Source organism: Acinetobacter sp. GSS19 (assembly GCF_028621895.1).
In the GTDB taxonomy this organism is placed as follows: domain Bacteria; phylum Pseudomonadota; class Gammaproteobacteria; order Pseudomonadales; family Moraxellaceae; genus Acinetobacter.
In genome coordinates this window covers 428,549-447,769 of the sequence record NZ_CP117520.1, presented here as the reverse complement: position 1 = coordinate 447,769, position 19,221 = coordinate 428,549, and the positions used below count along the sequence as shown (strand labels likewise).

19 protein-coding genes are annotated in these 19,221 nt (G+C 42.3%); 1 reads left to right on the top strand and 18 read right to left on the bottom strand.

Annotated features, from left to right (window positions below; genetic code table 11):
• Positions 1–86: 86 nt before the first annotated feature.
• The 18 genes from bamB to PGW99_RS02185 form a co-directional block, all read right to left on the bottom strand.
• The gene (bamB, locus tag PGW99_RS02270) at positions 87–1,235 is read right to left on the bottom strand and encodes an outer membrane protein assembly factor BamB (RefSeq protein WP_273778486.1); all 1,149 of its coding nucleotides are present in this window, start codon (positions 1,233–1,235) and stop codon (positions 87–89) included.
• Complete coding sequence (locus PGW99_RS02265; RefSeq protein ID WP_273778485.1) at positions 1,235–1,939, bottom strand: YfgM family protein; 705 nt, start codon at positions 1,937–1,939, stop codon at positions 1,235–1,237. Before PGW99_RS02265 ends, bamB begins: the two co-directional genes overlap by 1 nt.
• Positions 1,940–1,968: 29 nt before the next feature.
• A complete protein-coding gene (gene hisS / locus PGW99_RS02260; RefSeq protein WP_273778484.1) occupies positions 1,969–3,261 on the bottom strand; it encodes a histidine--tRNA ligase in 1,293 nt (430 codons plus the stop codon).
• Positions 3,258–4,373, bottom strand: a complete 1,116-nt coding sequence (gene ispG, locus PGW99_RS02255) for a flavodoxin-dependent (E)-4-hydroxy-3-methylbut-2-enyl-diphosphate synthase (RefSeq protein WP_273778483.1) — start codon at positions 4,371–4,373, stop codon at positions 3,258–3,260. The genes hisS and ispG overlap by 4 nt, the downstream gene beginning before the upstream one ends.
• A gap of 22 nt (positions 4,374–4,395) precedes the next feature.
• Positions 4,396–5,184 (bottom strand): helix-turn-helix domain-containing protein, encoded by a 789-nt coding sequence (locus PGW99_RS02250; RefSeq protein WP_273778482.1) that lies wholly within the window; start codon positions 5,182–5,184, stop codon positions 4,396–4,398.
• Positions 5,175–5,936, bottom strand: coding sequence for a type IV pilus biogenesis/stability protein PilW (gene pilW, locus PGW99_RS02245; RefSeq protein ID WP_273778481.1), 762 nt, complete (start codon positions 5,934–5,936; stop codon positions 5,175–5,177). Before pilW ends, PGW99_RS02250 begins: the two co-directional genes overlap by 10 nt.
• A gap of 65 nt (positions 5,937–6,001) precedes the next feature.
• Positions 6,002–7,237 carry a 23S rRNA (adenine(2503)-C(2))-methyltransferase RlmN gene (rlmN, locus tag PGW99_RS02240; protein ID WP_273778480.1) on the bottom strand — a complete coding sequence of 412 codons (1,236 nt, stop codon included), beginning with the start codon at positions 7,235–7,237 and terminating at the stop codon, positions 6,002–6,004.
• 124 nt (positions 7,238–7,361) lie between these two features.
• Positions 7,362–7,793, bottom strand: a complete 432-nt coding sequence (gene ndk / locus PGW99_RS02235; RefSeq protein WP_273778479.1) for a nucleoside-diphosphate kinase — start codon at positions 7,791–7,793, stop codon at positions 7,362–7,364.
• 107 nt (positions 7,794–7,900) lie between these two features.
• A complete protein-coding gene (gene iscX, locus PGW99_RS02230; RefSeq protein ID WP_273778478.1) occupies positions 7,901–8,101 on the bottom strand; it encodes a Fe-S cluster assembly protein IscX in 201 nt (66 codons plus the stop codon).
• A gap of 87 nt (positions 8,102–8,188) precedes the next feature.
• Positions 8,189–8,740, bottom strand: a complete 552-nt coding sequence (locus PGW99_RS02225; RefSeq protein ID WP_273778477.1) for a phosphatase PAP2 family protein — start codon at positions 8,738–8,740, stop codon at positions 8,189–8,191.
• A gap of 30 nt (positions 8,741–8,770) precedes the next feature.
• Positions 8,771–10,057 (bottom strand): glycosyltransferase family 4 protein, encoded by a 1,287-nt coding sequence (locus tag PGW99_RS02220; protein WP_273778476.1) that lies wholly within the window; start codon positions 10,055–10,057, stop codon positions 8,771–8,773.
• Positions 10,058–10,188: 131 nt separating this feature from the next.
• Positions 10,189–10,560, bottom strand: a complete 372-nt coding sequence (locus tag PGW99_RS02215; protein ID WP_273779406.1) for a hypothetical protein — start codon at positions 10,558–10,560, stop codon at positions 10,189–10,191.
• Between the two features lie 63 nt (positions 10,561–10,623).
• A complete protein-coding gene (locus PGW99_RS02210) occupies positions 10,624–12,951 on the bottom strand; it encodes a fimbria/pilus outer membrane usher protein (protein WP_273778475.1) in 2,328 nt (775 codons plus the stop codon).
• Between the two features lie 7 nt (positions 12,952–12,958).
• Positions 12,959–13,681 carry a fimbrial biogenesis chaperone gene (locus tag PGW99_RS02205; protein WP_273778474.1) on the bottom strand — a complete coding sequence of 241 codons (723 nt, stop codon included), beginning with the start codon at positions 13,679–13,681 and terminating at the stop codon, positions 12,959–12,961.
• 110 nt (positions 13,682–13,791) lie between these two features.
• The gene (locus PGW99_RS02200; RefSeq protein ID WP_273778473.1) at positions 13,792–14,304 is read right to left on the bottom strand and encodes a hypothetical protein; all 513 of its coding nucleotides are present in this window, start codon (positions 14,302–14,304) and stop codon (positions 13,792–13,794) included.
• Between the two features lie 629 nt (positions 14,305–14,933).
• Positions 14,934–15,950, bottom strand: a complete 1,017-nt coding sequence (gene ilvC / locus PGW99_RS02195; protein WP_273778472.1) for a ketol-acid reductoisomerase — start codon at positions 15,948–15,950, stop codon at positions 14,934–14,936.
• Positions 15,951–15,983: 33 nt separating this feature from the next.
• Positions 15,984–16,475, bottom strand: a complete 492-nt coding sequence (ilvN, locus tag PGW99_RS02190) for an acetolactate synthase small subunit (protein WP_273778471.1) — start codon at positions 16,473–16,475, stop codon at positions 15,984–15,986.
• Positions 16,475–18,199, bottom strand: a complete 1,725-nt coding sequence (locus PGW99_RS02185; protein WP_273778469.1) for an acetolactate synthase 3 large subunit — start codon at positions 18,197–18,199, stop codon at positions 16,475–16,477. Before PGW99_RS02185 ends, ilvN begins: the two co-directional genes overlap by 1 nt.
• A 578-nt stretch (positions 18,200–18,777) precedes the next feature.
• On the opposite strand from PGW99_RS02185, the gene PGW99_RS02180 reads away from it, so the two are divergent.
• Positions 18,778–19,197: a DUF4124 domain-containing protein gene (locus PGW99_RS02180; RefSeq protein WP_443098204.1), complete on the top strand. Its 420-nt coding sequence runs from the start codon at positions 18,778–18,780 to the stop codon at positions 19,195–19,197.
• The last annotated feature ends 24 nt before the right edge of the window (positions 19,198–19,221 follow it).

The following is a 19,221-nucleotide window of genomic DNA, read 5'->3' as shown; positions in this document are numbered from 1 at the left end:
AATAAAACACGGGGTATTGAACTGATTCAAATACCCCGTGTTTAAAAATACGGATTGTGCTTAGTTTAACATAAGGCAGCAGAAAATTAACGGTTCTGCCAAACGCTTAACGCACCCTTGCGAGTAGAAACATACAATTGATTGTCAATTACACGTAACGAACGTACTTCACCGCTGGTTTTCGAACGACCTACCAGCTGACCTGAATTTGGATCCAACAGATGTAATACCCCATCCAGATCACCGACCACCAGATCAGAACCCAGCATCACGGGATTACTCAGCTGTCGGTTGAGTAGGCTGTCGTTTTCCCATGCTAATTGGCCTGTGCCGAGATCATAAGCCACCAACTTGCCATCGGTTTTCGCGACAAAGACCTTGTTATCAGCCACTTCCGGACGTTTGTTACTGCTGGCATCCTCGCTCCATACCACTTGCATCGCCGCTAAGTCAGTGACAGTGACTTGCCCCTGGAAACTGCTGGTGACCATAAAACGTCCTGCTACCACAGGATCACCATCAATATCATTCAGGCGCTGAATATCAGAACGACCATTATTGACTGCTACACGACGCTGCATACGAGGCACACCACTGAGCGCATCAATCGCGTACACATACGCATTCGAAGATGCTACCAAGATGGTTCGACCATCCAAATTCACCGGAGAGGCCAAACCACGCAGGCTGAACTGTGCATTTTGCAGTTTATAAGCCCAAACTTGCTGTCCAGTCGTCAGGTCATGTGCAAAGACTGTACCATCATTCGCTAAAGTAATCACACGGCCAGCTTGAACCAGTGCAGGTGACAATAACGCCCCAGAGAGCTGAGCCTGCCATTTTTGTTCACCACTCGCCTGATCTAAGGCAAACAACTGCCCTTTCTGGTTGCCAACAATTACCAGACCTTCAGCAGCGGTCACACCGGAGCTCAGCCCCCGTTTGCTGACTTTCTTTTCCCAGATGCGCTGTTTGCCGCGATAGGCAGCCACTTCACCTTTCGGATCGAGTGCAAAAATCACACCATTATCGACATCCAGCTGCAAGCGCAATGGATCAGCTTGTTCTGTTGCACTCACGTCATGGCTAAAAATAGGAACCAAGCTTTTAGATTGAGCCAGCTTTGGCAACGGATTCGGTTTTGCTTCTTCAACTTTAATTTTGTTGCTCGAACAACCTACGAGCGCAATGGATAAAACGGCAAGCGCGAATGGAATTTTATATTTGCTATACATTATGAAGATTCATCCATTTGTGTTTTCAAAACTGGGCGTTCAATATCCGGATCTTCTACTAAAACGCCGACACTTTCGAGTTTAATTTGTAAAATTTGACGTTCTTGCTGACGCTCAAGTAACGCATTCCAGGCATTTTGATAGGCTTTTTTTGCACCTTCAATATCATTTTTTGCGACATATACATCACCACGCGCTTCTTCAGCGGTTGCCTTAAAAGCTGGATCGGTGACGTCATTCAATGTTTTTAAGGCTTCTTCATATTTTTTTTGTGCCAGTTGAGCATAAGCTAAACGCAATTTAACGATCTGTACCAAGCCCTGATCATCAAGCTTAGAATTTTCTACACGTTTCAAGGCTTTTTCAGCATGTGCATAATCGCCCTGCTCATAAGCAGCTTTCGCCAAAACCAACTGAGTCTGCAGGGCCTGTACAGAATCTGGCGTATCTTTTACGATTTTGTCGGCAGAGGCTGCAAGCTGGTTGAAGGCATTTTTATTTCCTGCCTGTGCATTTGCCTCATCCATTAACAATTGTACTTTGGCGGTTTGCTTTTGCGACTCTGCCAGATTTTTTTTCTGCCAATATTCCCAGCCGAAAAAGGCAATCAACGCAATTAAGACACCACTCACCATGGCTGAGCCATATTTTTTGGAGAATGATTTCAAATTATCGAGTTGCTCAGCATCACTTAACGCGCTCATGTGATTGTCCTTTTCTGCTGCTTTTTAGCTTATTGTGCAAGTTGTTGAATGAGGAATGGAACCAGTTCTGCCACAGCAACTTCGTGCTGCTCCGCAGTGGCTAGCTGTTTCACGGCCAGTTGCTGTGCTTCCCACTCTCGCTCGCCAAGAATCAGAGCATAAATGGCCCCGGATTGATCCGCTTTTTTCATCTGGCTTTTCAGACTACCTTGTGAACCAGCTTTCAGACGGATATGGCTATTGGCTGCTTCCAACTGATTGCGGATTTGTTCAGCCAACACCAGGGCTTTACCCTGATAAGATGGGTCGGCCAATAGGAATACTTCACAATCGCGCACTGGAGTATTGTCTTGAACCTGTTCGAGCAGAAGCAACAAACGCTCCATGCCCATCGCAAAACCGACGGCTGGCACGGATTGATCTGCTTTGCCTTTTAACTGTCCTACCAAACCATCATAACGGCCACCAGCACAGACAGTACCTTGTGAACCTAAATGCGTCGTAGTCCACTCAAACACGGTTTTGTTGTAATAATCTAGACCACGCACCAGTTTCTGGTTAATCACGAACTCAACACCGGCATCTGTTAAATACTGCTGCAAGGTTGCGAAGTGATTTAAGGTATCTTCACCCATAAAATCATGCAGCTTCGGTGCATTTTCCAGAATCTGCTGGGTACGTTCGTTTTTTGAATCCAAAATACGTAATGGATTGGTTTCTAGACGGCGCTGTGAATCTTCATCTAAAGCATCTTTATGCTGAGTCAAAAATTCAACTAGGGCTGCACGATAAGCAGCGCGCTCGTCACTTTCACCCAAGGTATTGAGTTCTAGACGGACTTTATCTGCCACACCCATACGCTGCCACAAACGCGCGGTCATCAGGATCAGTTCCGCATCCATGTCAGGTGTTGCTACACCAAAGGTTTCCACACCAAACTGGTGAAACTGACGATAGCGGCCTTTTTGCGGTTTTTCATAACGGAACATGGGTCCGATATACCAAACGCGTGGGGTTGCACCACGTAACAGGTTATGTTCCAGCATGGCACGTACACAGCCTGCAGTACCTTCCGGACGCAAGGTCAAAGACTCCGGCGGATTACCTTTATCTAAGAATGTGTACATTTCTTTTTCAACGATATCCGTTGCATCCCCAATCGAACGCTTGAACAAATTGGTCTGTTCAACCATCGGCAAACGAATTTGTTGATAGCCATAGGCATCCATCAGGGAAGCCAGTTGCTGTTCTAGACGTCTCCATGCCGGTGTTTGGGTTGGCAGAATGTCATTAAAACCTTTGATTGCGACGATTGAACTCATGATGAACTACGAATGATCTCTTTAGATTTAGCTTCTTCAAGCTCTTGAACACGTTGACGAACCATAGACTCGATTTCATCAACCAACTGATTGGTATCAATTAAATGGCTCTTTTCACCATTACGATATACCAATGAACGTGGGCTCGCCCCCACCACACCGATATCCGCCTCTTTGGCCTCACCTGGCCCGTTGACCTTACAGCCAATCACAGAAACATCCATTGGGGTGCGCACATCTTCTAAGCGCTCTTCAAGCTGCTGCATCACGCTAATCACGTTAAATTCCTGACGTGAGCAGCTTGGGCAGGCAATAAAATTAATGCCGTTAGAACGCAAGCCAAGTGATTTCAGAATGTCGAAACCGACCTTGATTTCATCTTCCGGCTCGGCAGCGAGCGAAATACGCATGGTATCGCCGATGCCTTCGAGTAGCAGGCCACCGAGTGCGATCGCAGATTTTACTGTACCCGTACGGTAAATTCCTGCTTCGGTTACACCCAAATGCAGTGGATTATCAATCTGTTTCGATAACAAACGGTAAGCATCCATGGTCAGGAATACATTCGATGCCTTAACTGAAACCTTGAACTCCTGAAAGTCCAAACGGTCTAAAATATCGATATGACGCATTGCCGACTCAAGCAATGCTTGTCCGGTTGGCTCGCCATATTTTTTCTGGATGTCTTTTTCCAATGAACCGGCGTTCACCCCAATCCGCATGGAAATATCATGGTGTTTGGCAGCAGCAACCACTTCGCGAATCTTTTGTTCCGAACCGATATTGCCCGGGTTAATTCGCAAACAGTCTGCCCCCAGATCGGCAACTGCGAGCGCAATTTTATAGTCAAAATGAATATCCGCAACCAAGGGCACATCAACACGCTTACGAATTTCACCAAAGGCTTGTGCCGCTTCCATGGAAGGAACGGAAACACGCATGATGTCTGCACCCGCATCAACACATCGCTGGATTTGCGCTACGGTGGCATCGACATCACAGGTTTCCGTATTGGTCATGCTCTGCACGCTAATCGGTGCATCACCACCTACATAGACAGACCCCACACGAATTTTGCGGGTTGGACGACGTTTAATTGGATTCTCAATCATTCTATCGCTCTACTGTTGCGAATTAGCGTGATAAACGGAAATCAGCCTGCCCGTTTACGGTATAAGGAGACAGGGAAATCTGTTCCTGGTTCAAAGTCAAAGAGACTGCAGTTGCATCATCTAAACGGATCTGGAATGGAGACTGGCCATTTAATGTCACTGTATTTGATTGGCGGCCTGTTGCCAGTACCTTACCGGTTGAATCCACAATATGAATTGAGGTTGGACGGTTAAAACTCAAGACCAGCTGATCACCAGAAGTGCTATTGGCATTATCCAAAGATAAAACTTGAACATTGGATTGTGCAGCTTGTGAATTTGATGTGGTCTCTTTCTTTGATGACCAGTTCTGGATACCCATTACCGCCAATCCAATCACAAGCAGTACCAGAATCGCAATCGCTATGCGCTTGAACCACTTCTTTTTGCGATCACTGTTGGAACCTGGCAATTTCCCCATGATTTTAATCGGTGAATTGTTCAGGGCATGATTGGGTAATAGACCGGTATCATTGGCATAAATTTCATCAAAACGCTGAATAATCGCAGTGGCATCAGTTTTCAGCAATTTGGCATAAGAACGGTAATAGCCTTTGATAAAGGTCGCTTCTGGCAAGGCCTTATAATCATCTTGTTCTAAGGCCGTTAAAGTTTTTAACGGCATATTTAAAGCAGCTGCCGCATCCGCCAGCTCAAGTTTTTGAGCCACACGAATTTGACGCAAGTACTCACCCGGACGTTGAACATTTCCTAAAACATTAGGTGCTACGTTTGAACCAGTAGGTTGCTGTGAATTAGGATTTACTTCCATACGGCCTCAGTACTGTACTGTAATTGCAAATAACGTTGATATTCCTGGCTATCCGGGAACAAAGCACGTAACTGGTTCACCAGAACCTGCTTGTTCATGTCTTCACCATTGGCACGCCCAAGGCGAATACCTAACCAGAGTGCACGTGCACCTTGATTATTTTGTCCAACAGCCGTGACGTACTGTTGATAGAGCTGGGTAGCTGCCGGTATTTGCTGCCGCAAATAAAAAATTTCTGACAACTCCAGCATCGAAACATAAGAGTCACGGTTCACTTGTAATGCTTGTTTAAAAGCTTTTTCTGCTTTCTCTACATCACCCAGTTGCAGATAAATCCGTCCCAAATTCTCTAAGGCACGGAAACGCTGATCATATCCGAGTGTAGCTCCTGCGATACTGAGCTGTTCAATCGCTTCATTATAACGCTGAAGCTGATATAAATATGTCCCATAATTATTACGAGCTTGCGCATTTTGTGGATCAATCGAAATGGATTTACGGAAATACTCATCCGCTTTTTCCATGTTAAGCGGACTGCCTTCCTGCTGCAATAACACCCCCATCATCATATTGGCAGTGGCATCACGCGAATCCACCTCAAGTGCCTGATCAAGTGAGCGTTTTGCTGCATCCAGATCACCTTTGCGGATATATTCAGCAGCCAATTGAGTACGCACCTTAACCGATTTCTCCGGGTCTTTACTCATACCCGGAGTATGGGTCTGGCAACCTTGTGCAATGAATGCCGACATACACACTGTAAATATTACAACTGACTTATACGCAGGCTTTCTCAATTGGTTTTTCCTCGGTTTTATTATCCTTGTGATCGCATAATTTCGTTACGCTGCGCAACTTTCTTTTTCCATTGCTCAGCTCGGCGGGTACGATCAGCCACCTGACCAACAAGCTGCCCACAAGCGGCATCAATATCGTCACCACGCGTTTGACGAATCGTACACACAAATCCGGCATCAGACAAAGTTTTTTGGAAAGAAATAATCCGGTTGCGGCTTGAACGCCCATAAGGTGCGTGCGGGAACGGGTTAAACGGAATCAGGTTAATTTTACTTGGTAAATTTTTTAACAATTTAATCAGCTGCTGGGCATGCTCAGGCTGATCATTCACCCCTTCCAGCATCACGTACTCAATGGTCACATGCTTACGTGCACTTTCATTGCCATCTTTAGCAATATAACGCTGGGCTGCCGCAATCAGTTCTTTCAACGGATATTTTTTATTAATTGGCACCAATTCATTGCGCAATTCATCATTCGGCGCATGCAGGGAAATCGCCAGGGCCACATCAATATCCTGTGCCAATTGATCAATCATCGGCACCACACCGGAAGTTGACAATGTCACACGGCGTTTTGACATGCCATAAGCGAAGTCATCCAGCATGATCGACATTGAACTCAGTACAGCCTGATAATTCAGCAAAGGCTCACCCATACCCATCATCACCACATTCGTCACCGCACGGGTACGCTCAGCAACAGGGACATCTTCCACATAGGAATAGTTCGCCATCCACAGCTGGCCAATAATTTCCGCCGGTGTCAAATCACGTTGGAAGCCCTGTTTGCCTGTTGAACAGAAAGAACAGTCGAGTGCACAGCCCACCTGAGAGGAAATACATAAAGTTTTACGTGAACCGGTTTTATCTTCGGCAGGGATCAGCACGGTTTCCACCAGAGATCCTTCACCCTCACCGACACGAAATACCCATTTACGGGTACCATCTTTCGAATAGTGACGATGCACCACTTCAAGTGGTTTGATTTCCGCAATCTGCTCCAGTTTGGCACGTAGCTTGCCCGAAATATTGCTCATTTCAGCAAAATCGGTCACAAAATATTGATGAATCCATTTCATGACCTGACCGGCGCGAAACTTCTTTTCACCCAGTTCTTCAAAGAACTTTTCCAGCTCAGGACGCGACATGCCCAGTAAATTCACTTTTTTTACAGACGGTTGCTGTACGTGAGCAGACGAGGAATGTTGCTGTTCATCTGTATGTGCCGATGAAACGACCACTTCGGAACTCATGTGTATTACCTAAACCATGTCTTAGAAATGAAAACAATTCGCTCAATATTCAAGCAAACCATTCTAAAGAGAATAAAAAAACCAGATAAGTATAATAACACTTATCTGGTTTGAATGCTGCCGATTAACGAGTACGTGGGCAGATCTCAGTTTGAGCGAAGAAGTAAGAAATTTCGCGCTCTGCAGAAGCAACTGAGTCAGAACCGTGAGCAGCGTTTTCATCGATGCTTACAGCGAAGTCTGCACGGATTGTACCAGGAGCCGCTTCTTTTGGGTTAGTCGCGCCCAAGATTTCACGGTGAGCAAGAACAGCGTTTTCGCCTTCAAGAACAGAAACAACCACTGGACCAGAAGTCATGAAAGCAACGAGGTCAGCAAAGAAACCGCGTTCTTTGTGCTCAGCATAGAAGCCTTCAGCTTCAGCTTGAGAAAGGTGTTTCATTTTAGTCGCAACGATTTTAAGACCAGCTTTTTCGAAACGAGCAAAGATATCACCAACGTGGTTTTTACCCACTGCATCTGGCTTAACGATAGATAAAGTACGTTCAATTGCCATGATCGGCTCCTTAAGATTTAAACGTCAAAAAATTTGCCGCATTATAACCACATAATGCTCAACTAGCAGCGTTCAATATGTAAAAGTTTAGATTTTTCTGCGTATTTTTAGCGAACTTCATCAATCCATGCCATTTGAATGGCCTCGAGCAAACCTTCTGTCGATTTATTCGGATCATCACTAAAATCTGGTAGTGCACAAATCCAGGCATGCAAATCGGTAAAACGAATCCATTGTGGATCCACATCAGGATGTGCTTCAGAAAGCTCAATCGCAATATCGATGGTATCAGTCCAACGTAAACCCATAGCTCAACCTAAATAATCGGAAGGAAAGTCTGTACTTTAGCAAATTACTCGACTTTCGCTAGATTCACTACACAGAATTTTTTGCACTTAGAGGATGATATTCAAGAAGGGTGCAGTCAAAATAATCCCCGTCGCGACCATTGCTCCAATTGCAGCACCGACCAGGACATCACTCGGATAATGTAGTCCTAAAATCATACGTGATAACGCCACCAGAATGGTAAAAGGCATCAGCAGTGTGATCAGGAATGGCTGAATATAACCCAGAGTGATACTGACCATCACCGCATGCAAGGTATGTCCGGAAGGAAAGCTAAAATGATCTAGAGGGCGCTCTCCCAGAATGATCACTTGATGCACCTGATAAGGTCTGGGGCGCGTGGTTTTATGCTTGAGATATTTATAGATACTGGTTCCAACCGCACCGCCTGCCAACAAGTATAAAATTTGCAGACCGTAACGTAGTCCCTCCAAGATCCAGACGATGGCCAACATCACATACCAGAAAATGCCATCGCCTAGCCGGCTAATGATTTTAAAAAAAGCAGCCACCTGCTGAGAATGTGACAAGTGGTTGAAGTACAAACAGCCTTTATAATCGAGATCAAGTATTCTAATTTTTGCATTTTTAAAATTCATGCTTTCTCTCCTCAAGCATCACGCTTGGAGCTATGTGATCATGACGTTCTCCTGAACAACGTCATACAAGGCCTGTTCCAGTTGTTGTACCGGATGTTGCCAACCCATTCTTTCTGCTTGCTGTACCGCACGTAAGCCCATTTGTCGAAGAACCCGATTATTGGGCAAAACATTAATACACTGGATTAAGTGCTGCTTGTGACCTAAAGGACTGAGCCAGCCAGTTTCGCCATGTTCAATATGCTGATGAGCACAGGCATAATCATAAGCCACGACAGGCAAGCCACTCGCCATCGCTTCCAGTACCACATTACCAAAGGTTTCAACCTGACTGGCAAAAACAAAAACATCGGCACTGGCATAAGCCGTTGCAAGGTCATGTCCGGTCAAACTACCCGTGAACAGGACATCACTGCTGGCAGCAAGTGTTTGCAGGCGTGCGCGATCAGGGCCATCTCCCACAATCACCAATTTCACTTGATGTGCATGTGTTTCTTTTGCTCTGGCACAATAAGCCTCAATCAGCACGTCAATTTCTTTTTCTGGAGAAAGACGTCCTACATACAACATAACCGTGGTATCGGCCGAAACACCCCATTGATAACGTAGACTTTCAGAGCGATGTCGGGGTGAAAAACGTTGCGTATCCACCCCACGCCCTACCACTTTTAATGGACAACTCACCCCGAACTGACGTAAAGCACGCTCAGTATCCTGACTTGGAACGCAGGTCAATTGAGTACTGTTATGAAACCAACAAAGGTAGCGTTGAATCGGCTTGACTAAAAAAGCAAGATCAAAAAAACGACTAAAATCCTGAAATGGCGAATGAAATCCGCTAGTTACAGGCATATTCTTCGATTTAGCCGCCTGCAAAGCAGTCAATCCGAGGGGACCTTCCGTGACAATATGCACCACCTGCGGTTGAAACTCTTCTAAAGCATGGCTCACTTTTAAATATTGTGGCCAACCGAATTTCAAAGCCGGATATTTGGGAACTGGTTGTGCCACGACCAAACATTCTTTATTAGGAGTAAAGTCATGACAGGGCACTTTTTGCTCTGGACGAATCAGCAAAATTTTATGGCCTTTTTGCTGTAGACCTTTACACAGTTGCAACAAAGACAAGGCCACCCCATTTATTTCAGGCGGCCAAGTTTCGGTAACAATCGCAATTTTAAGCTTAGGACGGACAAGCACCTGTAAACGATCAATCTCTTCCGTGATTGTTTCTTTATTTTTACGTTTAAAGTAAAACTTAAACGGTTCTGGAAAATCTTGTTGTTTTAATAGGGCTGTTGGGTATAGACCAGACATACAACCACCAATTATTTTCTTTTTCGTGGTCATCCTACCCGAGATTTTTGACAGTTTTATGATGCGTTTTGAGTATTGGGTAATATTTTAAACGTTTATGTCCAAAGCAACATATAAGGAGACAATTTACATTAGAAAGCTAAATCGATATAAATTCTATCTGTATACGTTCCTGCCGTAGTCAGCGCTGATGGACGCTCAGCCAATTGAACAAAAATCACATATTTGTTATTTGAACTTGCCGATTGGGGTATAGACACATTCCACAAATTATTACCAGCCCCAGATATAGTCATTCGAGTTCTTAGTTTATTCACGCCATTAGTAACATAACTATTTCCACTTGAATCCCTTAAATTTTCACTACTAAAACGAATACCATACGCGTGGTCACATGAAACTTTAAAAGAAGTTGCTGCTTGGCTTCCATAGGTATAAGACAAGTACAGTTTTGGATCCGTGAACGAACCCAGCGCACATTGTTTGGCTTGCAAAGTAGGCATCCATAAGAGCAAGAATATCGTTAAAGTTATTATTTTCATCATTATTCACCCTTATTATCATTTTTATTTACACACGAGATCAATAGTCTTATTTTGCTGTTCAACCGAGGTTTTTTCAGCAACAATCAACTTACTTTGACAAGAAGCACCGCCTGTAGTGTAAACGGTCAGTTTATGCTCACCAGGCAATAAACCATATAGAGTGACCAAGCCATCTGTTCCTACCGGATAAATATCTTTTTCTGGATTATCTAGATGTACTTCACTACCTGCCACAAACCTATGTTGATTTATATCAAGCAATCGAATTACTGCTTTTTGAGCATGATAAACTGGAAAATTAACTACATAACCACGCTTATCTAAAGCTGATATTTTTTTGCTAGAGAAAGGTACCTTATCATCCATTGGTAACTGATCTATATCAAAGGAGATATCGTAATTCACATAAGCAGGAATATCATGAACAAATACATAACCTCTTTTATTGGTTTTACCGGCCAGTGCTAGAGTACGATAAACATCAATATCCGAATAGTCACCCACACGCACCAAAGCAAAAGCATTATCAACAGGTTGGGTAAAGTTAAACTGACCATCCAACCATACCATTGCACCGCGATAACCCGCTTGAGTCTGATGGGATTGATCTGACTGTACATGCTGAAGGGTCAAGTCTCCTACACGAGTTTTTATTTGACCATCCACATTATAAATCATCTCACGATCACTTCTCCGCTGAACACCTACTGCATAATCCAACCCTAATTGCCCATAATTCGACTGAGCATAAGTAAGGCTAGCATCGCCTTCAGTAGAATAATCAGCATACAAAGTTCGGTTCTTTCCAAAGTTATATGTCAAAAATAAGAAGGCTCCAGAATCAGCCTGCTCATCAAACTCTTTAAAATAACCTGCTCTCATCGACAAATCAGCGGTAATTTGCCGAGAAAACTCTGCTCTTAGTACTTTACGGTCTACTCCACGAGAATTTTGATCTTGATGCTGTCTTTGTTCAACATAATTCATATTGAAATTTTGAAAAATAGGAAGATCCGTCAATCCGAAATATAACAAATTCTCCCATTTAGGCATTACAAAGCCATCGTCGTAACCCAATACTTTATAATCGTCACTGGTATATCGACTACTTAAACCAAAATTAAAACGACCAAAATTTTTATTGAGTGACAAACCTGCAGAATAACCTTGCTGATCATCAGTATGACTTATCACCCCTACAACATCTGCAGTAAAATACTTACTTACCGCCTGAGTCCATAATAAACCTAAACTCTGTAGATCTTTACTATAAGATGCATTAGCACCCAAAGTGGTTTTTGAGCTTATTCCTCGCCTAAAATACAAGCTAGTAAAAAACTCACGATAATCATTCTCTCCAGAACTATAATCATAACGAATCTTACCCAAGGAAAGATTATACTCATTCAATCCTGGCTTTAATAAACGACTACTAATTAATATAGGAAAACTTTGTACAGTTCTATTACCTAATACATCTTCAACCACCAGTTGTGCTTCACCAGCATTCTGAATATTCGCCCCAACTTGTAAATTATAATCACCAGGACTCACTGTCTGCTTAAAAATACTGACCCCATTCAAATATAAATCTACAGTTGAAGGTACAACAGCACTCCCTTCTAAACTTGGTACATTCCAATAAATAAAATCAGGTCGATTTGTATAATTACTTCCCCAACTTATACCACCAAACCGGAATGAATTAATTAATGCATTAGAAATAGTAGTCGTATCACCAATGGTTAAACTAGTTAAACTATCGGAAAAATCAAAATCTAATGATGTGTTTAACCTTGCAAATGCTTTCCCACTATCATTCTCATTTTCTGAATCATCTTTTTTCCTATAGATAAATGTATTTTTAAAAATCCAATTATCTTTAAAAATACCTAGCTCAGATAAGGTATTTAATTCATTACCACCCTCATCATTTAAATAAAAAAAATCATAGTTCAAGAAAGCACCTAAATCAGATTTCTCTGGTTTAGAATATAAAATTTCATTGCTACTCCCCCTATTAAAATAATGAGCAGGGACGTCCAACTTAACAGCTTGAAGTGAAGCATCAAATTCAACCTTAAGTTGATCTTGTGTGACCAAACAGAACATATTATTTTTTGAATGATGCTTTAATAATGTGATATTTAAGTTTAACTTTTCAAGCACAGAGCATTCTAAATACTCCTGCTCATTTTCTTTAAAAAAAAGAATTTCTGTCTGCTGATCCACACCATTTAACCAGATTGTACTTAGCACAGGTGGATTTTCCAATGATTGTTCTACCGCAGAAGTTACCTGAGCATATAATATACAATATAATAATAGTGGAATTTTTATTTTACCCATAAAAAAATTACTCCATAATTTTTAATCTCAATTCCTCATCATTTTTATCTGTTTTCATTAATACAGTATATTTATTTATCTCTGCTAATTTAATAGCCCCCAACTCCAAATCACTTTGAGATTTAGCCAATAAATATTTCATGTTATCCAACTTAAAAACTTCTTTTTTATTTTGATCAAGAATTGATAACTTTTTTATCTGAACATGGGAGTCAGCAGCATTATAAACATTCAACAAGGTAGTATTAACATTTTTCTTCAACTTTAAAACAACATTTGTATCACTCTGTTTCCCCACAAAGAAAGGAATACTGATGTTCAATGCAAAGTTCACACCTGTTTCATTCGCAACAGCAGGTATTTCAGTAAATATAACTCTCCAAGCCATTTCCTTTTTCAATCCAAGACTCACTATCGGCTGATTAAATCCCACTCGAATCAACTGCTTAGTATTTGGCTTGATAACAAAAGTTTTAGGATTAATTATAATGCTAGAATCAGGCTCATAGACATCTTGTCCGTATTCGTTTTGCGTCCACTTAACTGCTTTTACTTCAAAATTTCGTGCCTGCTTCTCATCTACAGCATCAAAAGTTAACGTTGCGCTTCGTTGCTTCGCTTTTTCTGATAAATAAAGTTGAACGGGTTCAATTAACATATCCGCATGACTAGTATGATTAAAAAAAACCATTCCCCACAACATAAATAGAGGATGTAAAAATGGCTTCATTTCCCTCTCCCTGACCCAATTTAATAGAAATATAAAAAGTATATAATGTTTATTATTCGTAACTAAAAAAGTTGGTCCTATTCACAAATAAGACCAACTATTGGGAAAACTTAGAAATCTACATCAATTAGATAGGTATCTTTATATATACCTGCTTCTTTAGTCGACAAGTCAATACCAGATGTACTTACGCTGACATTATAAAGCACTTGAGATTTAGGAATGCCTGAATACCATTGATTTAAATTATAAGAATTAGCACCAGCGGTAGTCTTAATTGTAAGTGGGATATTTTTAGTGGCATCCCCATTCAAAAGAGCCTGTGAACCATTCTGTGTTTTCAAATGCAATTTATAATCTGCATTACTAACCACAGCGAATTGACCAAAACCTGTGCCATTAGCAGCTAGGTTAATTGCTGGTGTTGTTTTAATATAACAATGCTTTGCTACTGTTACATTAATTGGAATGTGACCACTACAGCCTTTACCACCGCCACCATTACATGCATCAGTTTGAGCCTGTAAATCCGGACTTTCAACTTCTTCGGCATAAACAACGCCAGCACCTGCACTTACACCTAGGATTAGGGCGTACAATGATGTTTTTATTAATTTTTTCATAGGAATTCTCCCGTCTTTTTATAAAAAGATTTTCATAGACACAATTACTTGGTTTTACCATCAGGTTGATAATCCAACTTTGTAACTGTAGTTTTATCTTAGGGGACTGGAGTAAATTCACAACGAAACAACACATTTCACGATAGATATATTTATTCAACAGAAAAACATATTAAACAATCAGCTAACTAATTGTTTTTTATTTATTATTTTTATCCATTATATTATAAATATAATAATAGTACTTTTAATATCAGCTTAAACTGGCTTTTATAATTAACATAACAATTCAACGGACTATTTTTATAGTATATTTTCAACAACTTATATTTACATTTAAAAACCAGCCTTTATTTATATCTTGTTACGTATTCTCAAAAAAATCAATTTTCCGAATCTACATCATTACCAATCTTGCTTTAACTCATATTTTTTTAAATAAAAAGATAGCAAATGACATTTATACTGCTTTTATTTAAACAGAAAAAATGGGATTTATAATCTAATCGATTTTCCCAGATACGCTCGATCAAAAAAGAGCCTAAATTACAGTCACCTATTTTTATTCTTGAATAAAAAATCCCCCTAAAATAAGGGGGATTTTTGACTAATTGAAAAAATCAATCCAATTAGTTTTTCTCTTTATCAACGATCTTGTTCGCTTGGATCCAAGGCATCATTGCACGCAATTTAGCACCAGTAACTTCGATACCGTGTGCTGCGTTTTGACGACGACGCGCAGTCATTGAAGGATAGTTCAATGCACCTTCTTGGATGAACATCTTCGCATACTCACCAGATTGGATGCGTTTAAGGGCATTACGCATTGCTTCACGAGATTGTTCGTTGATGACTTCAACGCCAGTCACGTATTCGCCGTATTCAGCGTTGTTAGACACTGAGTAGTTCATGTCCGCGATACCGCCTTCGAACATCAAGTCAACGATCAATTTAAGTTCGTGCAAGCATTCGAAGTAAGCCATTTCTGGTGCATAACCTGCTTCAACCAAAGTTTCGAAGCCCATTTTCACCAATTCAACCGCACCACCACAAAGAACCGCTTGTTCACCGAACAAGTCAGTTTCAGTTTCTTCACGGAATGAAGTTTCGATGATACCAGTACGACCACCACCTACGCCTGAAGCGTAAGAAAGTGCAACATTACGTGCATTACCAGAAGCATCTTGATGAATCGCGATAAGGTCTGGAACACCTGAACCACGTTGGAATTCAGAACGTACAGTGTGGCCTGGTGCTTTAGGAGCAACCATGATCACGTCTAAGTCTTTACGTGGAACAACTTGGTTGTAAAGAACAGAGAAACCGTGAGCAAATGCAAGTGTCGCGCCTTGCTTGATGTTTGGCTCGATCACGTCACGATAAAGTTGAGCTTGGAACTCATCTGGAGTCAATATCATTACAAGGTCAGCTTGCGCAACAGCTGCTGGTACTTCAGCAACTTTAAGGCCTGCATTTTCAGCTTTTTTCCAAGAAGCTGAACCTGCACGTAGACCTACAGTTACGTCTACGCCAGAATCTTTAAGGTTTTGCGCATGCGCATGGCCTTGAGAACCGTAACCAATAATCGCAACTTTCTTGCTTTGGATGATTGATAAGTCACAGTCTTTATCGTAAAAAATTTGCATCTGTTTTCTCCGCTAAAATGCTTTTAAATTAAATTAGATGGTCAGTACTTTTTCGCCACGAGCGATACCCGACACACCAGAACGAACCACTTCAAGAATGGTGTTTTCTGCAAGTGCATCAATAAAACCATCTAATTTATCAGTTGTTCCTGCAATCTGAATGGTATAAGTCGTTGGTGTCACATCAACCACTTGCGCGCGGAAAATATCCGCTGTGCGCTTGATCTCGGCGCGTGCTGAACCCAGTGCTTTGACTTTGATCAGCATCAATTCGCGCTCAATGTGAGCACCTTCTGACAGATCCACTACTTTTACTACTTCAACCAGTTTATTGAGCTGTTTGGTAATTTGCTCAATTTTATGCTCGTCACCATACGTCGTGAGGGTTAGACGAGATAATGTTGCATCTTCAGTCGGTGCAACATTCAGAGTTTCGATGTTATAGCCACGTTGGCTAAATAAACCCACGAGACGTGAAAGCGCACCTGATTCATTTTCAACGAGAACGGAAATAATATGTCTCATTAGGTACGCTCCCCTTTTGCAACCCACATATCACGCATGGATTGACCTGCCACCTGCATCGGATAAACATGCTCGGTACGGTCGACCATCACGTTAATAAATACGCATTTGTCATTAATGGCCATCGCTTCAGCAAGCTTGCTTTCAAGCTCATCTGCATGGTCAATCTGAATACCGACGTGACCATAAGCTTCCATCAGTTTCGGGAAGTCTGGTAAAGATTCGACATAAGAACTTGAATGACGGCCTTCGTAGTTCATGTCTTGCCACTGTTTCACCATACCCAAGGCACGGTTGTTCAGGCATAGAATCTTCACATTCAAACCGTACTGTTTACAGGTTGAAAGCTCTTGAATACACATCTGGATCGATGCTTCACCCGTGATACACACCACTTGCTGCTCTGGGCAAGCGAGTTTCGCAGCCATTGCATACGGCAAACCAACACCCATGGTCCCTAGACCACCCGAGTTGATCCATTGACGTGGACGTTTGTATTTGTAATACAAGGCACCAAACATCTGGTGTTGGCCTACGTCAGAAGTAATGATCGCTTCACCATTGGTTGCCTTGTACAGTGCCTCAACCACTTGTTGTGGTTTCATTGAGCCATCCGCAGGAACCCGGTATTTCAGGCCATGTACTTTACGCCACTCATTAATTTGTGACCACCATGCCGCAATCGCTTCAGGATTTGGCTTAGACACATTCATTTGCTTCAATTGCACCAGCATTTCCTGCAATACAGGCTCTACTGCACCGACAATTGGAATGTGCGCCATAATGGTTTTTGAAATCGTTGCCGGGTCAATATCAATATGAATGACTTTGGCATTCGGACAGAATTTTGCCGGGTTATTGGTCACACGGTCATCAAAACGCGCGCCAACGCACAGGATCAAATCTGCATGGTGCATCGCCATATTGGCTTCATAGGTACCATGCATACCGAGCATACCGATGAACTGTTCATCATCACCAGGGAAACCACCAAGCCCCATCAAGGTATTGGTCACTGGGTAACCCAGAAGATGTGCAAGTTCGGTCAGCAATCCAGAAGCATTACCCTGTACCACACCACCACCCGTGTAAATTACTGGGCGCTTCGCTACGATCAGCTCATCGATCGCTTTACGGATCTGACCAGAGTGACCACGATGCGGGGGTTGATACGAACGCATCTTCACTTTTTCTGGGTATTCGTAGGCAAATTTTTCAGCCGGGTTAGTTGCATCCTTTGGAATATCAACAACTACTGGACCTGGACGGCCTGATGCCGCGATATAGAATGCTTTTTTAATAACCGCAGGAATTTCACTGGCGTGACGTACCTGGAAACTGTGTTTTACGATTGGACGGGAAATACCCACCATATCGGTTTCTTGGAAAGCATCTTCGCCGATTAAATGACTGGCAACCTGACCTGACAGGATCACCATTGGGATGGAGTCCATGTATGCAGTTGCGATTGGAGTCACGGTATTGGTTGCGCCTGGACCTGAAGTCACCAGCACCACACCGGTTTTACCGGTGACACGTGAGTAGGCATCTGCCATATGACCAGCAGCTTGCTCATGACGCACGAGGTAATGATTAATTTTGTCTTGTTGAAAAAGCGCATCGTAAATATGTAAAACTGCGCCGCCTGGATACCCAAAAACATGCTCAACGCCTTCGTCCGCAAGAGCACGAACGAGCATTTCACCACCAGATAAAAGTTCCAACGTGATTCACCCTAATCTTCTCGCAATTTGTGGAAGGCACAAACCGCGTTTCATTCATTTAACTGTCTGCACTGTTTATAGCACACATGTGGAGTGGTTTTCGCTGCAAATAGGAAAAATTCTGACAACACAACCGAATAAGCTTCGTGTTGATTTAAAATATGTCGGGATACACATATTTCTTCGCTTTGATCATCTTCTCGGCTAGAGAAAATGCCCATTGCACGTCATGACATTTATTCAAAGGGTGATCGAATAAAAGCACATAAAACCAAAGCAAGCATTTTTGTAGTTTCGCCTATTAAAGTCAAGATCAAAACTCGGCTTTTTCCGCTTTATTTGTCTGGAAATCCGCTTTAGTTTCTAGTGAATTTCACAGCCACCCATTTAAGCAGAAATTCTCACCGCGTACTTAAAATACTGAACAAGATTCAGACTGCTTTCACGCTTATCGGCAAGACTGTGATATTTCTGTAGAGGGTTGTTAAAAATGATGCGTAGAGCCGAGCATTTTTCTCGTTCATTCATGGATAAAAATGCAGAAAACTCTCTAGCAGTCAGCGTAAAATAAGGCGATCATGCCACATGATTTTCAGTATAAATTTACATCACGATTAAAGCATTTTTGTTGGGGCTTCATGACAATGCAAATAAAGAATATTTTATGGATTTCTTCGCTGGTTTCAGCCGTTTTGTTCAGCACAACACCGGCGTCGGCAAAAGAATACTACAAATGGGTCGATCGTAATGGCTCTACCCACTACACCATGACCCCTCCACCCAATCATGCCATTAAAAAAGGCAAAATTGATACCTATGGCTGGCATCACAACATAACAACTTCAAGCACCCCGACACCGGCACCCAATTCGGCAGTAGAGAATAAAACCGATACAGCGGCAACCGCACCAGCAGCCACTGAAAAAGCAGCGCCGGGCACAAAAATGACCGACACCATGTCACAAAAAGTGCCAGTTGCATCTGCAGCAAAAAATTAAAGTAATGCTCCGATTACCCGCCCT